Origin of the sequence: Burkholderia sp. BCC1993, from assembly GCF_905339865.1 — a bacterium.
Classification (GTDB): Bacteria; Pseudomonadota; Gammaproteobacteria; order Burkholderiales; family Burkholderiaceae; genus Burkholderia.
Genome location: NZ_CAJPGZ010000004.1, coordinates 17,042 through 38,301 on the forward strand (window position 1 = coordinate 17,042; position 21,260 = coordinate 38,301).

Consider the following 21,260-nt stretch of genomic DNA (forward strand, 5'->3'; position numbering starts at 1 on the left):
GCGGGGAAACGGAAAACGGCCGGAAAGCGGCCGCGCCGCGTGCTTACGGCACCATCCCCGGCAGCACGTACGCCTGCACGAGCGTGATCAGGCCGACGATCACCGCGAACAGCAGGCTGTGGCGCACCGTGAAGCGGAACAGCTCCGATTCCTTGCCGACCAGCCCGGTTGCCGCGCATGCCACCGCGATCGACTGCGGCGAGATCATCTTCGCGGTCACGCCGCCCGTCGTGTTCGCGGCGACCGCCAGCGTCTCGGGCACGCCGAGCTGGTGCGCGGTCGCTTGCTGCAGCGAGCAGAACAGCGCGTTCGACGACGTATCCGAGCCGGTCAGGAACACGCCGAGCCAGCCGAGGAACGGCGAGAAGAACGGAAACGCGGCGCCGGTCGCGGCCAGCATCAGCGCGAGCGTCGACGACATCCCCGAGTAGTTCGCGACGAACGCGAACGCGAGCACGAGGCCGATCGACAGGATCGGGCGCGTGAGCTCCTTCAGCGTTTCGCCGAACGTGACGAGCGCGTCGCGCGGTTTCATCCGCAGCAGCGCCATCGAGATCAGCGCGGTCACGAGGATCGCGCTGCCCACCGCCGACACGAGGTCGAGCTTCAGCACCGCGTCGAGCGCCTTTGGCGTCGCGGCGATCGGCGCGGTCTTCACGACGAGCTGGTCGAGGCCGGCTACGTGAAATTTCAGGACGGTCGACGCGAGCGCCCCGTGCGCGGCGAACAGCGCCTTGAACGGCGCGATGCTCCACACGGTGACGACGGCCGTCAGGATCAGGAACGGCGACCACGCGCGCACGGTCTGCGCGAGCGAGTACGGCGACGCCTGGCGGCGCGCGCCCGAACCGCTGCCGCCCGCCCCGAACCCGGTGAGCGCCGCGGCGCCGCCGGACGCGACGAGGCCGCCGGCCGTCTGCTTCGCGCTGCTCGGTTGCCAGACCTTCAGGAACGCGGCGAGCGAGACGAGGCTGACGAGCGACGACGTGATGTCCGGCAGCTCGGGCCCGATATGGTTCGACGTGAAGTACTGCGTGATCGCGAAGCTGCCGCCGGCGACGAGCGCGGCCGGCCAGGTCTGCCGCACGCCGCGCAGCCCGTCCATCATGAACACGAGCCAGAACGGCACCGCGAGCGACAGCAGCGGCAGCTGGCGGCCGGCCATCGCGCCGATGTGGAACGCATCGATGCCGGTCACCTGTCCGGCGACGATGATCGGGATGCCCATCGCGCCGAACGCGACCGGCGCGGTGTTTGCAATCAGACACAATCCTGCCGCGTGCAGCGGCTTGAAGCCGAGGCCGACGAGCAGCGCGGCCGTGATCGCGACGGGCGCGCCGAAGCCGGCGGCGCCTTCGAGGAACGCGCCGAACGAGAAGCCGATCAGCAGCATCTGCAGCCGCTGGTCGTCGGTGATCGACAGCACCGACGCGCGGATGATGTCGAACTGGCCGGTCTTCACGACGATCTTGTACAGGAACACCGCCGCGACGATGATCCACGCGATCGGCCACAGGCCGTACGCGAAGCCGAAGCCGGCGGCCGCGAGCGCCTGCGGCACGGGCATGCCGTACGCGAGGATCGCGACGCCGAGCGCCAGCAGCAGCGTGATCGCGGCGGCGACGTGCCCCTTCATCCGCAGTGCGGCGAGCGCGACGAAAAAGAAGATGATCGGGATCGCGGCGACGAACGCCGACAGCCCGAGGCTGCCGAGCGGGGTGTAGATCTGATGCCAAACCTGCATGGTTGTCTCCTCCATGGATGTCTATCGGTACGGGTTTGAAAGCGGAGTGGTCTATTCCGGCTGGCCGCGTGCGCGCAGCAGGTCGGACAGGCTGCGCGGCGCCGGCTCGAGCGGCGTGCGATGCTGGGTCCAGCCCATCTGCTTCGCGGGCGTCAGCGCGCGCAGCCGCGTCGCGGTCCAGCGGAATGCGCGATACGCGCGCGGATGCGCGAACGCGCCCGACCAGAAGCGCCACACGAGGTCTTCCGCGCGGTTGTAGTTCGCGCCCTGGCCGCGCAGCGGATGCGCGACGGCTTCGTCGGGCTTGCGGTTCGCCTCGGTGCGCAGCCGCACGAGCAGCTGCGGGATCGGAATCCGGACTGGGCACACCTCGCCGCACGCGCCGCACAGCGTCGATGCGGTCGGCAGGTCGGCCGTCGCGTCGAGGCCGAGCAGGTGCGGCGAGATGATCTTGCCGATCGGGCCCGGGTAGGTCGTCCCGTATGCGTGGCCGCCGATCCGCGTATAGACGGGGCAGTGGTTCATGCACGCGCCGCAGCGGATGCATTGCAGCGTCGCGCGCAGCTGCTCGTCGGCGTAGGCCTGCGTGCGGCCGTTGTCGAGCAGCACGAGATGCAGCTCGCGCGGGCCGTCGCGTTCGCCGTCGCGGCGCGGGCCCGAGATCAGGTTGAAGTAGGTCGTGATCGCCTGGCCGGTGGCCGAGCGCGTGAGCAGGCTCGACAGCGGCACGATGTGCTCGAGTTTCTCGACGACCTTCTCGATCCCCATGATCGCGACGTGCGTGTCGGGTACGGTGGTCGACAGCCGGCCGTTGCCCTCGTTCTCGACGAGCCACAGCGTGCCCGTGTCGGCCGCCGCGAAGTTCACGCCGGACAGGCCGATGTCGGCTTCCGCGAACGCGCGGCGCAGCGCACGCCGGCCGGTCTGGATCAGCTCGTCGACGTCTTCCGTGTAGCGCGTGCCGGGGATGTGTTCCTCGAACAGCTCGGCGATGTCGCTGCGCGTCTTGTGGATCGCCGGCATCACGATGTGCGACGGCTTCTCGCCCGCGAGCTGCACGATGAACTCGCCCATGTCGGACTCGATGCAGTCGACGCCGTGATTCGCGAGGTAATGGTTCAGCTCGATTTCCTCGCTCGCCATCGACTTGCCCTTGATCACGCGGCGCGCCTTGTTGGCCTGCGCGATGCCGAGCACGATCGCGTTCGCGTCGGCGGCCGTCTCGGCCCAGTGCACGTGCACGCCGGCTGCGGTGAGCTTCGCCTCCAGCCGCTCGAGCAGCGCCGGCAGTTGCGCGAGCGCGTGCTGCCGCACGGCTTCGCCGAGATCGCGCAGCTGCTGCAGCTCGGTGTCGTCGGGGAACTGGGTCGCGCGCTTGCCCTGCAGGAAATCCATCGCGCCGCGAAAGCTGCGGCGCAGCGCGGGATCGTCGAGCGCGGCGCGCGCGCGGGCCTTGAAGTCGCCGGGGGCGACGAATTGCAGCGGTTGGTCGCTCATCGCGGCAGGTCCTGGCAGGCGGTTGCGGTCGGTTCGGTGACGATCACGACCCAGAGGTTGCGCGGGCCGTGTGCGCCATACGCGAGGGTCTGCTGGATGTCGGAGGTCTTCGACGGGCCCGACACCAGCACGACGTTGGTCGGCATGCCGGCGTGCCAGCGCTCCGCGTGCACGGCCGCGTGAAGGTCCGCGTGCAGCGTGTTCGCATGCACGAGCGCGACGTGCAGCGGCGGCACCAGCGACACCGTGCGCGGCGTGCCGGCATCGGGCGCGAGCACGACCGTGCCGGTCGCCGCGATGCCCGAGCGCGCGACCGTGAAGCCCGCGTCGATCGTGTCGAACAGCTCGGCTTTCCATGCGTCGATCGGCCGGTCGAACGGCACCGGCGCGACCGCGTCGGGCAGCACCTGCGCGAGGGCCGTGGCTTCAGGGCGGGCCGGGTCGAGCAGCAGGCGGCGCACGCCGGCGTCGGCGAGCCGTGCGGCCAGCTGCGCGGGCCACGCGTCGGCGGTGGCGCACCAGACCTCGGCATGCGACGCGGCGAGCGCGGCCTGCATCGTCTGCGCGAGGGCATCCGGATCGGGCGCGACCGCCGCGCGCCGCGCCGCGTAATGCGTGTCGATGCGCGCATCGAGCGCGGGCGCGGCGTTCGCGGCGACGCCGGGCGCGGCAGCGCGCAGGCGCGCGAGGATGGCGTCGCGCGCGCTCATTGCGCGTCTCCGCGCAGCGACGCGGCACCGGCCGTGCGGCGCCACAGGAAGCTCGCGAGATGCTCGACGGGCAGCGCCGCGCCGGCCTTGGTCGCAGCGTGGCCGATGTTCAGCAGGCAGCCGCAGTCCGCCGACACGAGCCGGTCGCAGCCCGTCGCGCAGGCCGATGCGACCTTGTCGCGCACCATCGCGCCGGAGATGTCGGGATGCTTCAGCGAGAACGTGCCGCCGAAGCCGCAGCATTCCGATTCGCGTTCATGTTCGATGCGCGTGACGCCCGGCAGCGCGTCGACGAGCGCGACGCCATGCACGCGCGTGCCCATCTCGCGGCGGGCCGCGCACGACGTGTGCAGCACGACGCGCTCGTCCGGGCCGGCGTTGGCGGTGACGGCGTCGAGCCGCACGTCGAGCACATGGACGAGGAATTCGGCGAGTTCGTAGGTGCGCTCCGCGATTGCGCGAGCCTTCGGGCCGTGCACGGGATCGTCGGCGAACAGGGCGGGCCAATGGTGCCGGATCATGCCCGCGCACGAGCCGGACGGCACGATCACGGGCCACGGCTCGGCGAACAGGTCGAGCTGCGCGGCCGCGACGCGGCGCGCTTCGTCGGGATTGCCGCTGCTGTAGGCCGGCTGCCCGCAGCAGCTCTGGCCGCGCGGATAGTGGACGGTCAGGCCTTCGCGTTCCAGCAGGCGGACCGCGTCGAGCCCGGCTTCGGGGACGAACAGGTCGACCAGGCAGGTCGCGAACAGATAGACGTGCGCGGGGGCGGCGGCGGGGTAGTGCCTTTCGTTCATGTCTCGCTCCAGGGGTGCCGGCCCGGTATGCGAATGCGGGACGACGATTTCGCTGCATAATTCCCGCGACGGCGCCGCAGCTCAAATTGGTTGGGCCAATCGGCGCGACGGGTATTCCGGATGGGGAGACGGCGATGGCGGCGATGACGGCACGGGGCCGGACCGAAGTGGTGATGCGCAAGATCGAGACGGCGCTGCTCGACGGCACGTGGCCGGCCGGCGCGCGGCTGCCGGCCGAGCGCGTGCTCGCGCAGCAGTACGGCGTCGCGCGCAATACGGTGCGCGAGGCGACCCAGCGGCTCGTCGCGCGCGGGCTGCTGCAGAGCCGGCGCGGCGCGGGCGTCTACGTGACGGACCAGTTGCGCGCGGGCATCGCGTCGCCGTGGGGCCAGCTGGTCGCCGACCATCCGGCGCTGCGCGACGACATACTCGAGTTCCGCCGCGTGCTCGAAGGCGCGACCGCGTATTTCGCCGCGCTGCGCGCCGACGCGCACGACCGGCGCCGGATCCGCGCGCTGCTGCGCGAGCTCGAGACCGCGCACGCGAACGACGATGCGGCCCTCGAGGCGTCGTCCGACGCGAAGCTGCACGAGGCGATCGCGCTCGCGTCGCACAACACGATGTTCCTGCACCTGCATACGAGCGTGATCGGGATGCTGCGCGAGCACATCTCGATCAACGTCGCGGGGATGACGACGCACGACGAGCAGGCATCGGAGTTGCTGCTGCAGCAGCACCGGGTGGTCTGCGATGCGATCTGCGCGCACCGGCCCGAGGAGGCGCGCACGGCGATGCAGACCCATATCGACTACGTGCGCAGCCACTTCGAGCGAAGCGGCGACGCGCCGTGAGATTGGTTGGACCATGGGCGCGGCGGGTCCGCCTGGCGGCCGAACCCGAGGACGCCCGCCGGCCGCGGTTCAGGGCCGTGGCCGCGCGCGGCGTGCGTGGCGGCTCGGTGCCGCATGCGCCGGGCGCGCGATTGACCGGTTCATCGGGCGCCCCCTAGAATCGATTGAACCCGCCCGTCAGCCGCGCGCCGCGGCGATTGCGGACCCGTTGATCCGCCTGTCGAGGGAGTTTCCGTGCTCACGTCTTTGATCCGGTGCGTGCCGGCCGCGCTGTCGTGGCGCGCCGTCGGCCGCCCGGCCTGCGCGCTCGCGGTGTGTGCGCTGCTGTCGCTGGCCACCGCCTGCGCGACGCACCCGCCCGCCACCACGCTCGATCGTCCCGTCTCGCACGCGTTGCCGACCGATACCGCGACGCCGCTGCGCGCCGCGCTGGCCGCGCCGGAAGCCGCGCATCCGGGGCAGTCGGGCTTCCGGCTGCTGCCCGACGGCGCGACCGCGCTGCAGATGCGCATCGCGCTCGCGCGCGCGGCGACGAAGACGCTCGACATGCAGTACTACATCGCGACCCAGGACACGACCGGCAAGCTGCTGCTGGGCGCGGCGCTGTATGCGGCCGATCGCGGCGTGCGCGTGCGGATGCTGGTAGACGACCTGAACTTCCGCGACATCGATCGCGTCATGGCCGCGCTGAACACGCATCCGAACATCGAGATTCGCGTGTTCAACCCGTTCGGCGCGTCGCAATACGGGATGGTCGAGCGCACGGCCAACTTCTTCACGCGGATCGACAGCTTCACGCGGCGGATGCACAACAAGGCGATGATCGCGGACAACCAGCTCGCGATCGTCGGCGGCCGCAATCTCGGCGACGAATACTTCAGCGCGAGCCCGACGTTGCAGTTTCGCGATCTCGACGTGCTCGCCGCCGGCCCCGTGACGAACGACGTCTCGAAGAGCTTCGACGGCTACTGGGTGAGCGCGAGCAGCTATCCGTTGCGCGTGCTGAATCATCAGGCGTTCGATCCGAAGGATCTCGACGCGATGCGCGACGAGCTGCGCGACCACTGGCGCAAGAATGCCGACCCGTACAACGCGAAGCCGCTGAACGCGACACCGCTCGCGCAGCAGATCGCGCGCGACGAGCTCGCGCTCGTGTGGGCGCCGGCCGAATTCAAGGTCGATGCGCCGACCAAGGTTGCGCAGCCGACCGACGCATACGTGAGCCCGCCGATGCAGCGCCTCGTCGAACTGATGCGCGGCGCGCAGAAGGAATTCCTCGCGTTTTCGCCGTACTTCGTGCCGCACGATGCCGGCGTGAAGATCCTCGGCGACACGGTCGGGCGCGGCGTGCGCGTCGCGATCGTGACGAATTCGCTCGCGGCGACCGACGCGGTCGCGGTGCAGGCCGGCTACGCGCCGTACCGCGTGCCGTTGCTGCAGCGCGGCGTCGAGCTGTACGAGTTCAAGGCACAGCCGGGCCAGCAGTCCGCACGGCTGTTCGGCTCGCGTTCGCGTGCGAGCCTGCATGCGAAGGCGTACGTGATCGACCGGCACATCCTGGTGATCGGCTCGCTGAATCTCGACCCGCGCTCGGCGCACCTCAACACCGAGCTCGCGCTCGTGATCCACAGCCCGGTGCTCGCGCAGCAGGTCGCGGAGATCTTCGCGCGGGTTACGCAGCCTGACGAAAGCTATCGCGTCACGCTCGTGAAGCAAATGGACGGCGGGCCGCCCGCACTCGAATGGACGGGCGTCGACGACGGCCAGTCGACCACCTATCACGTCGATCCGCATGCCGGGCTGATGCGCAACGTGATGACCGGCCTTTTCATGCTGCTGCCGGTCGACGACCAGTTGTAAGGGCCGGAACGGCTCGGGCCAAACCCGCGATACCGGTGCGCGGGGAAAGGTGATATGGTTGTGCGCGCAACGATATGCGTATCGTGAAGGGTGCCGCCGGACGGCTCGCGCAATGCGGGCGGAAGCGGTACCGAACGACGCGCCGCACGCGCCATGTGCGCCAAGCACGCCGCGTGCGCCGCCAGGAGACAGGAGACGAGGGACGATGCGCGCAGCCGCCCGCGCGGCCGCGCAAGCCCGCAACCGGAGTGCCCCATGCAACGTGTACCCAACCAGCCGTTCACGCGTCCCACCCGTTTCTCCGAAGCCGAATGGCAGGCGCGCGTGCAGCTCGCGGCCGCCTACCGGATCTTCGACCATCTCGGCTGGACCGAACTGATCTACAACCATATCTCGTTGCGCGTGCCGGGCGAGGACGGTCATTTCCTGATCAACCCGTTCGGGCTCCATTACCGCGAGGTGTGCGCGTCGAACCTCGTGAAGATCGATATCGACGGCAACGTGATCGGCCATTCCGACTGGGCGATCAATCCGGCGGGCTTCACCTTCCACAGCGCGATCCATGCGGCGCTGCCCGACGCGCACTGCGTGATGCACGTGCACACGACGCCCACGATGGCCGTATGCTGCTCGCGCGACGGGCTGTCGTTCTCGAACTTCTATTCGGCACAGCTGTACGGGAAGATCGCGTATCACGATTTCGAGGGCATCACCGTGCATCTCGAGGAAGGGCGGCGCATCGTCGAGAGTGCCGGCGGGCGGCCCGTGCTGCTGCTGCGCAACCACGGGCCCGTGACGATCGGCGCGACGCTCGCGCAGACCTTCTCGTTGATGTGGCTGCTCAATCGCGCGTGCGAGGTGCAGGTCGCGACCCATGCGATCGGCGACGCACTGCCGATCGCGCCGCCGGTGCTCGAGGGCTGCGTGCGCGATTCGCTGAATTTCGATCCGAAGCACGGCGCGGGGCAGGACGCGTTCGACGCGTTGCAGCGCATCGTCGATCGCATCGATCCCGGCTATCGCGCGTGACGCGCGGTGCCGGCGCGATGCCGGGCACGACCGCCGCGGCGAAATCGATTCGCGACGCTTGATGGTGCGCGAAGCGGAATGTGCTGGACGATGCCCGCATGCCGTGCGGCACGGGCAAAAAAAACGCGGCCGGATGGCCGCGTGAATACTCGCAGACTCCTTCGGACGAAGGAAACAAGCAACTGTGAGACGAAGTGTAGCGAAAGGCCGCGCGCGGATTCAGGGCGCCCGCTGCAAAGGTCTCTTCCAGGTTCCGTCAGGCTGGCGCGCGACGCACGGGGTGCCGGATCGGCGGCGATCGACTACCATCATGGAGCGTCCCCGGCCGGGGGGCGTACCACGTCGTACAAGGAGAATTCATGCCGAAGCTGCGTTTGCTCCAGGTGGCGTTGCTCGCGGGCGTGCTGGCCGCCGGCAGCGCCGCTGCCGAAACGGTGCGCCTGTCCGCCAACCTGCAGCCGTCGAGCGAAGTGCCGCCCACCGCGACCAAGGGCGCCGGCGCCGTCGATGCGACCTACGACACGGCCAGCCACCTGCTGCAGTGGACGGTGACTTACGAACACCTCACGGGGCCGGCGACCGCCGCGCACTTCCACGGGCCCGCGCCGGTCGGCCAGAACGCCGGCGTGCAGGTGCCGATCCCGAAGGACGAGCTCGCGAGCCCGATCAAGGGATCGAAGGCGCTCACCGACGCACAGGTGACCGACCTGATGGGCGGCAAGTGGTACTTCAACGTGCACACGAAGGAGCATCCGGCCGGCGAGATCCGCGGACAGGTGATGCCGGCGAACTGATGCCGGCGAACTGATGCCGGCGAACCGAGGCCGGCGAACCGAGGCCGGCAAACCGGCGCCGGCGTTTGATGTAGAGGCTCCCGTCGAGCGGCGCGGCAACGATCGCACGTACCATCGTGACACTGCGATGACGGAGTAGGTTCGATGAGTTGGCAAAGCAAGTTCGCGTGCTGGCTGCTGCGCTGGCAGTTTCGTCCCGAGACCGCGCGCCCGGTGCTCGATCCCGCCCGTGCGCGGCGCTTCACCGACCTGAGAACGGTCGTGCCGCGTCGCGTGCCGTCGGGCTACCGGCTGCGCGAATGCTACCGTCCCGGCGACGCGCCGCTGCGCGGCGAATGGCTCGAACGCACCGATGCGGTCGGCGCGCGCGGGCCCGGCCGCACGCTGCTGTACTTCCACGGCGGCGGCTACTACTTCTGTTCGACGAAAACCCATCGGCCGCTCGTGTTTGGCCTCACCAAGCGCGCGGGCGTGCGCTCGTTCTCGCTCGATTACCGGCTCGCACCCGAGAACCGCTTCCCGGCCGCGCTCGACGATGCGCTGGCCGCGTACCGGCAATTGCTCGCGCTCGGCACGCCGCCCGAGTCGATCGTGTTCGGCGGCGATTCGGCGGGCGGCGGCCTCGCGCTCGCGACGCTCGTCGCGCTGCGCGATCGCGGCGAGCCGTTGCCGGCCGGCGCGATCCTGTTCTCGCCGTGGACCGACCTGGCCGGCACCGGCGCCACGATGCGCAGCAACGACGGCCTCGACCCGATGTTCGCGGCCGCGGCGCTGCCGAAGGCGGCGAAGCTGTATCTGGGCGACGCATCGGCGACGCATCCGTACGCATCGCCGCTCTATGCGGACTTGACCGGGCTGCCGCCGCTCTTCATCCAGGCCGGCAGCACCGAGGTGCTGCTCGACGACGCGCGCCGCGTCGCCGACAGCGCGAAAGCGGCCGGCGTGCCGGTGGAGATCGAGGTGTGGCCCGACATGCCGCACGTGTGGCAGCTGTACACGCCGATGGTGCCGGAGTCGCGCGACGCGCTCGACCGCGCGGCCGCATTCCTGCGCCGCGTCGCGGTCGAGCGGGCGGTTCAGCGCGCGGGCGAGCCGTCGATCGCCTGATACGCGGCCTGCACCGCCACCGCGCCGTACTTGCGCTCGAGCCGGCGCACGGTGAAGTGGCCGTGCGCCATCTGCTGGAAGTGGTCGATGAACAGCGTGTTGACGGTCGCGCCGAGCACCGCGCCGATCGCCGGGATCGACTTCGCGGCCATCTGCTCGGTGACCTGCACCGAGAAGCGTGATGCCACCGTCTGCACGAGCTTGAACACCGCCGCCGAGCTGTGCGCGGCGATTCCTTTCGTCGTGATGTCCGACGACGCCTTCGAAATCGCCTGCGCGAGCGCGCCGCGCAGCACGAAATAGCCGAGATCGGCGTCCTCTTCCCGCTTGTCCGGGTTGCCGCCCATGCCGAGCACGGCCAGGCACTGCAGCTGCGTATCCACCGAGCCCAGGTCCTCGCCCTCGCTGCGCGCGATGTCGCATACCGAGCGGAAGATCAGCGTGGTCGTGACCGGCAGCTCGACCGGCAGCGCGAGGAAGCCGAACGCGCCGCCCGCCGCGCCGGTCGTCGCGACCGCGAGCTTGTGCAGCAGGTTGCTCGGCTTGTCCGGCTCGGCATCGGGTGTCTGCGGCTTGCCGAGCGTGCGCAGCGCGATGTTCAGGCACTTGCGCAGCGCGAGCTGCGTCGCGTCGTTGATCTTGCCGGTCGCGAAGTCCGGCAGCCGCGCGATCATCTTCTCGACCGGCGCGCCCAGCACGCCCGTCAGCTTCATCGTCAGCGACGGGCTTTCCAGCACCTGTTTCGCGCGTCGCAACGCGTCCTGGTCTTCCGGCGACAGCGTCGCGGCAGGCGTGATTGAAATCGGTTCCATCTTTCTCCTTGGCGATGGGGAACAGGCCCCGAACCCTCGCCAGCCTAGATTACTCCGGCGTGCTAGAATTTTGAGATTGTTTGACTCGTCAAAAGTTGCATCAACAAAAAATGGCCGTCCATACTGCCGCCCACCATTCGAGCGGGCAAGTCCTGCCGTTCCGCGAATCGCTGCTGGCGATGATCGGGATCTCGTTCGTCACCATGCTCGTCGCGCTCGACCAGACGGTCGTCGGCACCGCGTTGCCGACCATCGTCGCCGAGTTGAGGGGCTTCGACCTGTACGCGTGGGTCGCGACCTCGTACCTGCTCAGTTCCGTGATCACCGTGCCGATCTTCGGCCGCCTCGGCGACTACTACGGCCGCAAGCCGTTCGTGATCGCGTCGATCGTCGTGTTCACCGGCGCGTCGGTGCTGTGCGGGATGGCCAACGACATGCTGTTCCTGGTGCTCGCGCGCGGCCTGCAGGGGATCGGCGGCGGGATGCTGGTCGGTACCGCGTTCGCGTGCATTCCCGACCTGTTCCCCGATTCCGTCGTGCGGTTGCGCTGGCAGGTGCTGATGAGCTCCGCGTTCGGCATCGCGAACGCGGTCGGGCCGTCGCTCGGCGGGATCCTGACCCAGTCGTTCGGCTGGCGCTCGGTGTTCTACGTCAACCTGCCGGTCGGCCTGCTGTCGCTGTTCTTCGTGTGGCGCTACCTGCCGCACCTGAGGCACGTCGAGCACGACCGCAAGATGCGGCTCGACTGGCCCGGCGCGCTCCTGATCGCGCTGTCGCTCGGCGCGCTGCAGCTGTTCGTCGAATGGCTGCCGAAGTACGGCGTCATGAGCTGGGCGTCGCTGCTGCTGGTTGTCGCGGTCGGTGCCGGCATCGGCTTGTGGCATTGGGAAAAGCGCTGCGCGCAGCCGATCTTGCCGTTCGACATGTTCGGCAACCGCGCGCTGTCGGCGCTGTTCGTGCTCGCGATCCTCGCCGGTTTCTCGATGTTCTCGCTGCTGTTCTACGCGCCGCTGCTGTTCCAGGGCGGCTTCGGGATGTCGCCGAAGGCGGCGGGGCTCGTGATCACGCCGCTCGTCGTGTTCATCACGATCGGCAGCATCATGAATGGCCGCGTCGTCACGCGCATCCGCAATCCGAACGCGATGCTGCACGTCGGTTTCGTGCTGTTCGCGATCGCATGCGCGGGCATCGTCGTGTCGACGCACACGACGCCGACCTGGATGCTGATGGCGCTGATGGTCGCGGGCGGCATCGGCCTCGGCTTCGTGCTGCCGAACCTCACCGTGTTCGCGCAGCAGACGGCCGGCCGCGAGCACCTCGGCATCGCGACCGCGCTGCTGCAGTCGCTGCGGATGGTCGGCGGGATGATCGGCACCGCGCTCACGGGCACGCTGGTCAACCAGATGTATTCGAGCGGCGTGCGCGACGCGCTGTCGGGCGAGCACGCGCTGCAGTGGCACGCGCAGCTCGCCGATCCGCAGATCCTGATCGACCGCGCCGCGCAAGGCGGTCTGGTCGCGGAGCTGACCCGCGCCGGGCATAATGGCGCGCTGCTGCTGGAAACGGCCCGCGAATCGCTGGTCGGCGCGATTCACCTGGGTGTCGCGATGGCGGCCGTCGTCGCCGTGGTGTCGGTGTGGCAGTCCCGCCGCGTGCCGCCGATCGCGCTGCGGCACAAGATCGAGCCGCATGTCGCGGCCGATTGAACGATTCACCGATTGAACGAGTAGGCATCAGCGCATGGAAGAACAGGACCGCGTCGCGATCTTGCAGCAATTCGGACGCACGTATCGCGCGTTCATGACCGCGTTCGAAACGCACGTCGGGCAGCCGATGCCGCGCTGGCGCATCATGGTCGCGCTGCACACGATGGGCGGGCATTCGTCGCAGAAGAAGCTCGTCGAGGTGCTGCGCATCGATCCGGGCGCGCTCACGCGCCAGTTGAAGTCGCTCGACGCGCTCGGCTGGATCGAGCGCGCGTCCGATGCGCGCGACAACCGCGTGACCAACGTCACGCTGACCGCCGAGGGCCGCGCCGCGTTCGACGCGTGCCTGCCGCGCCGCAAGGCATTCATCGACAAGACGATGGCACAACTGCCGGACGACGTGCTGACCGCCCTGTCGGGCGCGCTGGCGATGCTGGAGTCGCGGATTGCGGACGTCGGGTCGACGCCGGCGTCGCACTGAAGGGCAGGGCGGGGAGCGGCCCGAAGGGGCGCACGCCCCGGCCGCTCGTGACCGGCGCGGCACGCGGGTCGCACGAACCCGCCGCCGGCCGGCGTTTCACTTCAATTCATTCCACCTCGTTCACAGCTCGATGCGCGTGCCGAGCAGCGCGAGGAACTGCGCGAGCCATGCCGGATGCGCGGGCCACGCGGGCGCGGTGACGAACGGCGCGTCGGTCACGGCCGCGTCGACCGGGATGTCCGCATACTCGCCGCCCGCGAGCTTCACTTCGGGCGCGCAGGCCGGGTAGGCCGAGATGCGCTTGCCGCGGATCACGTCGGCGGCCGCGAGCAGCTGCGCCGCATGGCAGATCGCGGCGATCGGCTTGCCGGCTTCGGCGAACGCGCGCACCAGCGCGATCACCTTCGCGTCGAGACGCAGGTATTCCGGCGCGCGGCCGCCCGCGATCGCGAGCGCGTCGTAGCCCGCCGCATCCACGTCGTCGAACGTCGCGTTCAGCGTGAAGTTGTGGCCGGGCTTCTCGGTGTAGGTCTGGTCGCCCTCGAAATCGTGGATCGCGGTCTTGACCTTGTCGCCCGCGCGCTTGCCCGGGCAGACTGCATCGACGTGATGGCCGACGGCCTGCAGTGCCTGGAACGGCACCATCGTTTCGTAGTCTTCGGCGAAATCACCGGTCAGGAACAGGATCTTCTTCGCGGCCATGGCTTTCTCCATTGAACAGCGTTGAGGGGCCGTTCGCGCCGGGCGCGGCAGGCATGCGCTGCGGCGGCGAAGCAGCCCCGAGGACGAAAGCGCAGTGTACTCCGGCAGATTGAAGCGCGCGTGACGGCCGCCCCGCGCGGCGAAGGGGCGGCGAGGCGGCGCGATGGCGCGCCAGGCGTCAGAAGAACGTTTCGACGACTTCCGTCACGCGGAACTGCGGATCGAGCACGAGCAGCTGGCGCCACTTGTCGAACGTCAGGCACGGATGCGAGATGTCGAACGCGACCATGTCGCCGACCTTCACGTCCGCGCCCGGCGGGATCTGCAGGTACGCGTGCTGGTCCATCATCCCGGTGACGGCCCAGCCTTCGCTCGCAGCGACATCGCGCGGCGCGCTGTCGCGGCCCGGGCGGAAGTGGCGCGCAGGCTCGGGCAGGCCCGCGTCGAACGCCGCGTCGCGCTTGCCGAGCGCGATGATCGCGCGGTCGGCTTCCGGCACCGATTGCACGTACGCCCACAGCTGCAGCGCCGGCAGCAGCCCCTCGCCCATCCTGCGGGCGATCGGGTTGCGCGCGAACACGTCGGTCTGCGCCTTCTTGTAGATGCCGACGTCGTGCGTCAGGTAGCAGCCCGGACGCAGCACGACTTCCGCGAAACCGTCATCGGACGCCTTCGCGAATTCCTCCGCGACCACGTCGTACCACGCCGAGCCGGCACCCGACAGGATCGCCGGCGTGCGCGCGAAGCGGCCGGCTTCGGCCAGCTCGCGCGTGAACGCGACCGCGTCCTGCAGGAACGCGCGGATCTCGCCTTCCTCCTTCAGCACGCCTTCGTAGAGTTCGATGCCGGCCAGCTTCAGCGTGTCCGGATAGCGCGCGATCGCGTCGAGCACGGCGGTGCGCTGCGCGGCATCGCGCACGCCCGCGCGGCCGCCCGGCACGCCGAGTTCGATCAGCACGTTCAGCGTTTTCTTCGCTTCGCCGAAGAAGCGGCCGAGCTGGTCGACGCTGTCGGCCGAATCGACGAGGCAGAAGAATTCGAAGTCGGGATCGGACAGCAGCCCCGCGATGATCGTCATGTTCTGGCGGCCGACCAGCTGGTTCGCGAGCAGCACGCGGTGCACGCCGCCGTGATACGCGGCCTGCGTCTGGTGCGCGGTCGCGAGCGTGATGCCCCACGCGCCGGCGGCGAGCTGGCGGCGGAACAGTTGCGGCGCCATCGTCGTCTTGCCGTGCGGCGCGAACTGCGCGCCGTACTGCTGGACGAACGCCTGCATCCAGTTCAGATTGTGTTCGATGCGATCCTCATACAGCACCGCTGCCGGCAGGCTGACGTCTTCCGCGAGCAGGTTCCACTCGAGGCGGCCTGCGTCGTCGAGCGGCACGCTCGCGCTCGGCAGGTTGCCGAGACCCTTGCCCAACGGATTGATTGTCGGTTCCTGATAGTTTGTAACTTTCATGTCATCCCGCTCCATCATCACTATGCATTGCACTGAAGTTGACATGCAGATGGTACAGAAAGTAGCATCGGCGCGGTGATGTTATTTAGTAACATAAAGCGCCACACCCTTTTCAGCAGATGAATTCGCCCGCCACCCCGTCCATTCCGTTCATCGCCGAGCAACCGGTTGCCCAGCCGGTCCTCGACATCGTCGCGCGGATCGCCGAATGCGCGCCCGAGCTGCGCGAGGCCGAACGCAAGGTCGCGGCCTTCATCCTCGCCGATCTCGCGCGCGCCGCGCATGCGAGCATCGGCGCGCTCGCGCGCGACGCGGAGGTCAGCGTCGCGACAGTCACGCGTTTCGCGAAGGCCGTCGGCTGCCGCGACGTGCGCGAACTGAAGGTGCTCGTCGCGCAGGCGGCGGCGGTCGGCCAGCGCTTTCTCGTGCCGTCCGGCGAGCACGCGGAGGAAGACCCGAGCCCGGCGTCGGTCGTCTACGACGAGATCCGCGTGGCGCTCGCGCACAACCACCAGTTGCTGCGCAACACGTCGTTCGACGCGGCGGCCGACCTGCTCGCGGGCGCGAAGATGGTCTACGTGTACGGGCAGGGCGGCGGCTCGACCGCGCTCGCCGACGAACTGCGCTTCCGGCTCGTGCGCTTCGGCCGGCCGGTCGCGAGCTATCAGGACAGCCTGCTGCAGCGGATGGTGTCGGCGACGCTGTCGCGCGACGCCGTGGTCGTCGCGCTGTCGGTGAGCGGGCGCGTGCCCGAGCTGCTCGAGAGCTGCCGTCTCGCGAAGCGCTACGGCGCGAAGCTGATCGCGATCACCGCGCCGGCGTCGCCGCTCGCGAAGCTCGCCGACCACCTGATCCCGGTCGTCGCGTTCGAAACCGATTTCATTTACAAGCCTTCGACATCGCGCTACGCGATGATGATGGCGATCGACGTGCTCGTCACCGGAGTCGCGCTGCGGCTCGGCGATGCGGGCCGAGAATCGCTGCGCCGCATCAAGCATGCGCTCGATGCGCACCGCGGCGGCGGAGACCGTCAACCGGTAGGAGACTGACCATGCACTCGCATCCCGAAGCCGCCGATACGCTGATCGTCGGCGCGCAGCTGTACGACGGCACCGGCGCACCGCCTGTCACGCGCGACGTCGCGATCCGCAACGGCGTGATCGCGGCGATCGGCAACCTGTCGAACTGGCTCGCCGAGACCGTCGTCGATGCGAACGGCCGCGCGCTCGCGCCCGGCTTCGTCGACGTCCACACGCACGACGACACGCACGTGATCCGCGCGCCGGAGATGCTGCCGAAGATCTCGCAGGGCGTGACGACCGTGATCGTCGGCAACTGCGGGATCAGCGCGTCGCCGGTGACGCTCGCGGGCGATCCGCCCGACCCGATGAACCTGCTCGGCGATCGCGACGCGTTCCGCTACCCGACCTTCGCTGCCTATGTCGCGGCCGTCAACGACGCGCGTCCGGCCGTGAACGTCGCGGCGCTCGTCGGGCACACCGCGCTGCGCAACAACCAGATGGACCGCCTCGACCGCGCGGCGACCGACGGCGAAATCGCCGGGATGCGCACGCAGCTCGAGGAAGCGCTCGCGAACGGCGCGCTCGGGCTGTCGTCGGGCCTCGCGTACGGCTCCGCGTTCGCGGCGCCGGCCGAGGAAGTGATGGCGCTCGCCGAGCCGCTCGCGAATGCGGGCGCGCTCTACACGACGCACATGCGCACCGAGTTCGACGCGATCCTCGACGCGATGGACGAGGCCTACCGCGTCGGCCGCCACGCGCAGGTGCCGGTCGTGATCTCGCACCTGAAGTGCGCGGGCCCGTCGAACTGGGGCCGCAGCACCGAGGTGCTCGCGTCGCTCGAAGGCGCGCGCCGCTACCAGCCGGTCGGCTGCGACTGCTATCCGTACAGCCGCAGCTCGTCGACGCTCGACCTGAAGCAGGTGACGGGCGACATCGACATCACGATCACATGGTCGGAGCCGCATCCGGAAGTCGCCGGCAAGCTGCTGAAGGCGATCGCGGCCGACTGGGGCGTGACCGAGCAGGAGGCCGCGCAGCGGATTCGTCCGGCCGGCGCCGTGTACCACAACATGTCCGAGGACGACGTGCGCCGCATCCTGTCGCATCCGGCGACGATGGTCGGCTCGGACGGCCTGCCGAACGATCCGCTGCCGCACCCGCGGCTGTGGGGCGCGTTCCCGCGCGTGCTCGGCCATTACGTGCGCGACACGAACCTGCTGCCGCTCGAGGAGGCGATCCGCAAGATGACGTCGCTGTCCGCGCGCCGCTACGGGATCGCGCGGCGCGGCGAGGTGCACGTCGGCTACCACGCGGATCTCGTGCTGTTCGATCCGGCGCGCGTGATCGATGCGGCGACGTTCGAGAAGCCGCAACAGCCCGCGCACGGGATCGACGCGGTGTGGGTGAACGGCGTGCTGACCTATGAGAACGGCCAGCCGACCGGCGCGCGCGCCGGCGGTTTCGTCGCGCGCGGCGAGCGCGTGCCGGCGAGTGCCGACGCTGCGTTCTGAACGCGGTTCTGATCCGATTTGCCGCGTGCGCCATGTCGGCGCGCGCATCCGCAACCGTGTGTTGCATGGGACCGGCGCCGACGCTTGCGCGCAGAGGCCGGTCGACCAACCAGGAGTGAAACGATGAAGCGATATGGCGTAGGCGAAGCGAAGGGTACCGGCGGCCAGGTGATGCCGTTTGCACGCGCGGTCGAGGCTGACGGCTGGCTGTACGTGTCGGGCCAGACGCCGATGGTGAACGGCGAGGTCGTCGAAGGCGGGATCGTCACGCAGTCGAAGCAGACGATCGAGAACGTGATCGCGATCCTGAAGGAAGCCGGCTACGGCCTCGAGCACGTCGTGCGCTGCGGCGTGTGGCTCGACGACGCGCGCGATTTCGCGTCGTTCAACAAGGTGTTCGTTTCGTACTTCGGTGAGCATCCGCCGGCACGCGCGTGCGTGCAGTCGAGCATGGTCATCGACTGCAAGGTCGAGGTCGATTGCATCGCTTACAAGGCGCCGGTGAAGTAACGCGGCAAGGCCAAAGGTTGTCCAGCAAGGCCGGTGCATTTGCGTGCGCCGGCCTTGTTGCGTTATGAGGAAGTCGATGCGTGGACGAGGGCGATTAGCGAGCGAATGGGCGGAGGGCGCTCAAATACAACTGAGTCGAAGCTGGGTAGGGGGCTGGAATTTTGCATTGTGTGACGAAGTTTTTCCAATGGGGCTCAACGTGACACACCTGTCTGGCGGGCTGAGACCGCGATCGGCGCGGATGCGTAGCGCGATCACCAAGTACAACCGACTTTCCAACCAGAGGGCAAGGTGTTGTGATTGTCGTGATGGAAAACGTGCGTTGGGACGAGATCGAGCGTTTCGTCAGATCGGAGATCGGGCTTGGCAAATCGATGCCGCTCTCCGCTGCCACGAGGCTTTGGGAGGATCTTGGCCAGACCGGCGACGAAGCCGACGATTTCATGGGGCATTTTTTTGAGCGCTTTTCCATCGATGCCGGCAACTTCGATTTTCACTGGTATTTCCTGATGGAAGGCGAGGCGGGGCTCTATTCGTTGTTCCGGCGATGGGTGCTTCGGAAACCGCACGATCTCAAACGGGAATCGATCACGCTGGCGATGCTGCACCGCGCAGCGCTTGAACGAAAATGGGATGCCGGGCGACTGAGCCGAGCGAGCAGTCGAGCATGGCTGGGGTAGGCGGAAAGTTTGCGGCGATCTGACGTAATCAAACAGCGGGGTATTGGATGTTGTCGATTGATGCCAATGGGATGGTGGTTAGTCCGCACGTTGTGCGGGCCAGAAAAGTTCAGATCGAGCGCGGTGCGATGCAGCGGATTAGCGGGATTATCGTCCATCAAACGGGTGGTCCAACGGCGGCTTCCGCGCTCAATAGCTATCAGACTGCGTCTGCCAACGGCGCGCATTTCTTGATAGAAAAAGATGGAACGATTTACCAGACGGCATCTTTGAAGAAGCAGACTTGGCATGTTGGCCGAATCAAGGCGCGTTGTGTTGCCGAAATGCGTTGCACGCCAGTCGAACTGGAGCAACTTCGCCGTTTTGACCCACGTGGCGAAAACCAGCGGGAGATGCGCAAGGCGGTCCCGGACCGTTACCCTTCCAATACAGACAGCATCGGCGTGGAATTGGTCGGCGAAGCGCTACCGCTCAATGAACCCAACCCCGACCGACGAACCTACGACGCGGCGCCGGAAGCGCAGAATGACTCGCTTCGATGGCTCATCGATGAACTTTCGGTCACGCTGAACGTTCCGATGACAGAGGTTTTTCGCCACCCGACAGTATCGCGGAAGAACCGGACGGAGGCGGCGAGGGCGCAATGGTGATTCGGATCGCAATGCTGATGTGGGCGCTGTTGCTGAGCCACGGTGCGGTTGCGGGCGCGCTGTCCGATAGAGGGGCGCCCCGCGGGGCAGTGCCCATTGTCGGGCCAGGGTCGGTCGAAATCGTGAGGAACGGCGCGTGGTCGGCCGACATCAGCGGGGACGAAACGGCAGACATGTGTCGTACGTTCGTGCTTCAGCCGGCGGATGTCAGCGCGTTTTTCAAGCGTGCGCGCCGTGTAACGGAACGGACGTACGGCCATGATCTGGACGCCGCGAATTGCTATGCCGAAGGCAACGCACGTCTCGCGGAGGGTGGCACGGCGAAATGGCAGATAGACCAGGCAAGGCGCGGCTTCATTTCCATGCCCGACGGTCGAACCATCTACCTGTATTGTCCGAAGTGCCGAGCCGACGTGTTCGCACCGAACTAGAGAGGCGCTTGTCCCGCAAGCAGCCGATGTTGGCGGGCCGCGAATGCCCGCCCACGCCACTCATTCACCGATTCACTGCCGCGCCGTCCGCGCGTTGTCCGGCATCGGCTGGTTGTAATTCGTGCGGAACGGATTGATGTCGAGCCCGCCGCGCCGCGTGTAGCGCGCATACACCGCGAGCTTCACCGGTTTGCACGCATGCAGGATGTCGAGGAAGATCCGCTCGACGCACTGCTCGTGAAAGCCCGTGTGATTGCGAAACGAGATGATGTAGCGCAGCAGCCCCGCGTGATCGATCTGCGGCCCGACGTAGTGAATCTGCACGCTGCCCCAGTCGGGCTGGCCGGTGACCGGGCAGTTCGAGCGCAGCAGGTCTGACACGAGCGTTTCCTCGACCGGCGCTTCGTCCTCGGCGTCGGCGGCCGACAGCAGCGACGGATCGGGTTCGTACACGTCGGTGTCGAGGTCGAGCCGATCGAGCGACAGTCCGTCGAGCTCCTCCATCTCGAGCTTGCCGAAATCGTGCGGCGACACCAGTTGCACCGACACGGTCGCGCCGCACGCGGCCGACACGTCACGCTTCAGCACGTCGCGCACCGCGTCGAGCGAGTCGAACTTCGATTGTGCGAACGAGCCGAGGTACAGCTTGAACGACTTCGATTCGACGATGTTCGGCGATTCGGCCGGCACGTAGAACGTCGCGACCGCGAGCTGCGGCTTGCCGCGCGCGTTGAGCCACGACAGTTCGTACGCGTTCCAGATATCGGTGCCGAAGAACGGCAGCGCCGACGTGATGCCGAGCTGCTCGCGCGCCCCGGCGCGCGGGATCGGGAACAGCAGCGACGCGTCGTACTGCGCTGCGTAGACGGTCGCCTTGCCGAGCGGGGAATGTTCGGGATTCATTGCA

The 21,260-nt window shown here is 68.3% G+C and carries 21 protein-coding genes; 13 read left to right on the plus strand and 8 right to left on the minus strand.

Going from position 1 to position 21,260, the window contains the following annotated elements:
* Nucleotides 1-43: 43 nt before the first annotated feature.
* The 4 genes from U4Y91_RS07170 to U4Y91_RS07185 are packed head-to-tail and all read right to left on the minus strand — an operon-like array spanning nucleotide 44 to nucleotide 4,748.
* Nucleotides 44-1,744 (minus strand): lactate permease LctP family transporter, encoded by a 1,701-nt coding sequence (locus U4Y91_RS07170; RefSeq protein ID WP_321804435.1) that lies wholly within the window; start codon nucleotides 1,742-1,744, stop codon nucleotides 44-46.
* Between the two features lie 51 nt (nucleotides 1,745-1,795).
* On the minus strand, nucleotides 1,796-3,241 hold the full coding sequence (locus U4Y91_RS07175; protein WP_321804436.1) for a LutB/LldF family L-lactate oxidation iron-sulfur protein: 1,446 nt from the start codon (nucleotides 3,239-3,241) through the stop codon (nucleotides 1,796-1,798).
* A complete protein-coding gene (locus U4Y91_RS07180; protein WP_321804437.1) occupies nucleotides 3,238-3,951 on the minus strand; it encodes a LutC/YkgG family protein in 714 nt (237 codons plus the stop codon). Before U4Y91_RS07180 ends, U4Y91_RS07175 begins: the two co-directional genes overlap by 4 nt.
* Nucleotides 3,948-4,748 (minus strand): (Fe-S)-binding protein, encoded by an 801-nt coding sequence (locus tag U4Y91_RS07185; protein WP_321804439.1) that lies wholly within the window; start codon nucleotides 4,746-4,748, stop codon nucleotides 3,948-3,950. Before U4Y91_RS07185 ends, U4Y91_RS07180 begins: the two co-directional genes overlap by 4 nt.
* Before the next feature lie 134 nt (nucleotides 4,749-4,882).
* Here U4Y91_RS07185 and U4Y91_RS07190 point away from each other — a divergent pair, with 134 nt between their 5' ends.
* The 5 genes from U4Y91_RS07190 to U4Y91_RS07210 all read left to right on the plus strand — a co-directional run bounded on the left by U4Y91_RS07190 (nucleotide 4,883) and on the right by U4Y91_RS07210 (nucleotide 10,389).
* A complete protein-coding gene (locus U4Y91_RS07190; RefSeq protein ID WP_321804440.1) occupies nucleotides 4,883-5,599 on the plus strand; it encodes a FadR/GntR family transcriptional regulator in 717 nt (238 codons plus the stop codon).
* A gap of 234 nt (nucleotides 5,600-5,833) precedes the next feature.
* Nucleotides 5,834-7,459 carry a phospholipase D family protein gene (locus U4Y91_RS07195; RefSeq protein WP_321804442.1) on the plus strand — a complete coding sequence of 542 codons (1,626 nt, stop codon included), beginning with the start codon at nucleotides 5,834-5,836 and terminating at the stop codon, nucleotides 7,457-7,459.
* Nucleotides 7,460-7,714: 255 nt separating this feature from the next.
* On the plus strand, nucleotides 7,715-8,488 hold the full coding sequence (locus U4Y91_RS07200; protein WP_321804444.1) for a class II aldolase/adducin family protein: 774 nt from the start codon (nucleotides 7,715-7,717) through the stop codon (nucleotides 8,486-8,488).
* Between the two features lie 359 nt (nucleotides 8,489-8,847).
* On the plus strand, nucleotides 8,848-9,282 hold the full coding sequence (locus U4Y91_RS07205) for a CHRD domain-containing protein (RefSeq protein WP_124521027.1): 435 nt from the start codon (nucleotides 8,848-8,850) through the stop codon (nucleotides 9,280-9,282).
* Between the two features lie 144 nt (nucleotides 9,283-9,426).
* A complete protein-coding gene (locus U4Y91_RS07210) occupies nucleotides 9,427-10,389 on the plus strand; it encodes an alpha/beta hydrolase (RefSeq protein ID WP_321804446.1) in 963 nt (320 codons plus the stop codon).
* On the opposite strand, the gene U4Y91_RS07215 is transcribed toward U4Y91_RS07210, so the two are convergent.
* Nucleotides 10,359-11,201: an EcsC family protein gene (locus U4Y91_RS07215; RefSeq protein WP_321804448.1), complete on the minus strand. Its 843-nt coding sequence runs from the start codon at nucleotides 11,199-11,201 to the stop codon at nucleotides 10,359-10,361. The two genes, U4Y91_RS07210 and U4Y91_RS07215, sit on opposite strands and share 31 nt — an antisense overlap.
* A gap of 110 nt (nucleotides 11,202-11,311) precedes the next feature.
* On the opposite strand from U4Y91_RS07215, the gene U4Y91_RS07220 reads away from it, so the two are divergent.
* The gene (locus tag U4Y91_RS07220) at nucleotides 11,312-12,907 is read left to right on the plus strand and encodes an MDR family MFS transporter (RefSeq protein ID WP_321799373.1); all 1,596 of its coding nucleotides are present in this window, start codon (nucleotides 11,312-11,314) and stop codon (nucleotides 12,905-12,907) included.
* Nucleotides 12,908-12,941: 34 nt separating this feature from the next.
* Complete coding sequence (locus U4Y91_RS07225) at nucleotides 12,942-13,388, plus strand: MarR family winged helix-turn-helix transcriptional regulator (protein WP_321804450.1); 447 nt, start codon at nucleotides 12,942-12,944, stop codon at nucleotides 13,386-13,388.
* A 120-nt stretch (nucleotides 13,389-13,508) separates the two neighbouring features.
* Here U4Y91_RS07225 and U4Y91_RS07230 read toward each other — a convergent pair whose 3' ends face one another.
* Together U4Y91_RS07230 and U4Y91_RS07235 are read right to left on the minus strand one after the other, a co-directional pair.
* Nucleotides 13,509-14,090, minus strand: coding sequence for a DJ-1/PfpI family protein (locus U4Y91_RS07230; RefSeq protein ID WP_044848600.1), 582 nt, complete (start codon nucleotides 14,088-14,090; stop codon nucleotides 13,509-13,511).
* A gap of 178 nt (nucleotides 14,091-14,268) precedes the next feature.
* Entirely contained in the window at nucleotides 14,269-15,549 is a 1,281-nt protein-coding gene (locus tag U4Y91_RS07235; RefSeq protein ID WP_321804451.1) for an amino acid deaminase, read from the minus strand.
* A 119-nt stretch (nucleotides 15,550-15,668) separates the two neighbouring features.
* On the opposite strand from U4Y91_RS07235, the gene U4Y91_RS07240 reads away from it, so the two are divergent.
* The 6 genes from U4Y91_RS07240 (at nucleotide 15,669) to U4Y91_RS07265 (ending at nucleotide 20,353) form a co-directional block, all read left to right on the plus strand.
* On the plus strand, nucleotides 15,669-16,598 hold the full coding sequence (locus U4Y91_RS07240; protein ID WP_321804452.1) for a MurR/RpiR family transcriptional regulator: 930 nt from the start codon (nucleotides 15,669-15,671) through the stop codon (nucleotides 16,596-16,598).
* 2 nt (nucleotides 16,599-16,600) lie between these two features.
* Nucleotides 16,601-18,082, plus strand: coding sequence for an N-acyl-D-amino-acid deacylase family protein (locus tag U4Y91_RS07245; protein ID WP_059690657.1), 1,482 nt, complete (start codon nucleotides 16,601-16,603; stop codon nucleotides 18,080-18,082).
* A 123-nt stretch (nucleotides 18,083-18,205) separates the two neighbouring features.
* A complete protein-coding gene (locus U4Y91_RS07250) occupies nucleotides 18,206-18,592 on the plus strand; it encodes a RidA family protein (protein WP_014896068.1) in 387 nt (128 codons plus the stop codon).
* Nucleotides 18,593-18,900: 308 nt separating this feature from the next.
* Nucleotides 18,901-19,272: a DUF1493 family protein gene (locus U4Y91_RS07255; protein WP_321804781.1), complete on the plus strand. Its 372-nt coding sequence runs from the start codon at nucleotides 18,901-18,903 to the stop codon at nucleotides 19,270-19,272.
* Between the two features lie 47 nt (nucleotides 19,273-19,319).
* On the plus strand, nucleotides 19,320-19,922 hold the full coding sequence (locus tag U4Y91_RS07260) for a peptidoglycan recognition family protein (RefSeq protein ID WP_321804460.1): 603 nt from the start codon (nucleotides 19,320-19,322) through the stop codon (nucleotides 19,920-19,922).
* Nucleotides 19,916-20,353, plus strand: a complete 438-nt coding sequence (locus tag U4Y91_RS07265) for a hypothetical protein (protein ID WP_321804461.1) — start codon at nucleotides 19,916-19,918, stop codon at nucleotides 20,351-20,353. Before U4Y91_RS07260 ends, U4Y91_RS07265 begins: the two co-directional genes overlap by 7 nt.
* A gap of 72 nt (nucleotides 20,354-20,425) precedes the next feature.
* On the opposite strand, the gene queF is transcribed toward U4Y91_RS07265, so the two are convergent.
* Nucleotides 20,426-21,256, minus strand: coding sequence for an NADPH-dependent 7-cyano-7-deazaguanine reductase QueF (gene queF, locus U4Y91_RS07270; protein WP_321804463.1), 831 nt, complete (start codon nucleotides 21,254-21,256; stop codon nucleotides 20,426-20,428).
* Nucleotides 21,257-21,260: the final 4 nt, after the last annotated feature.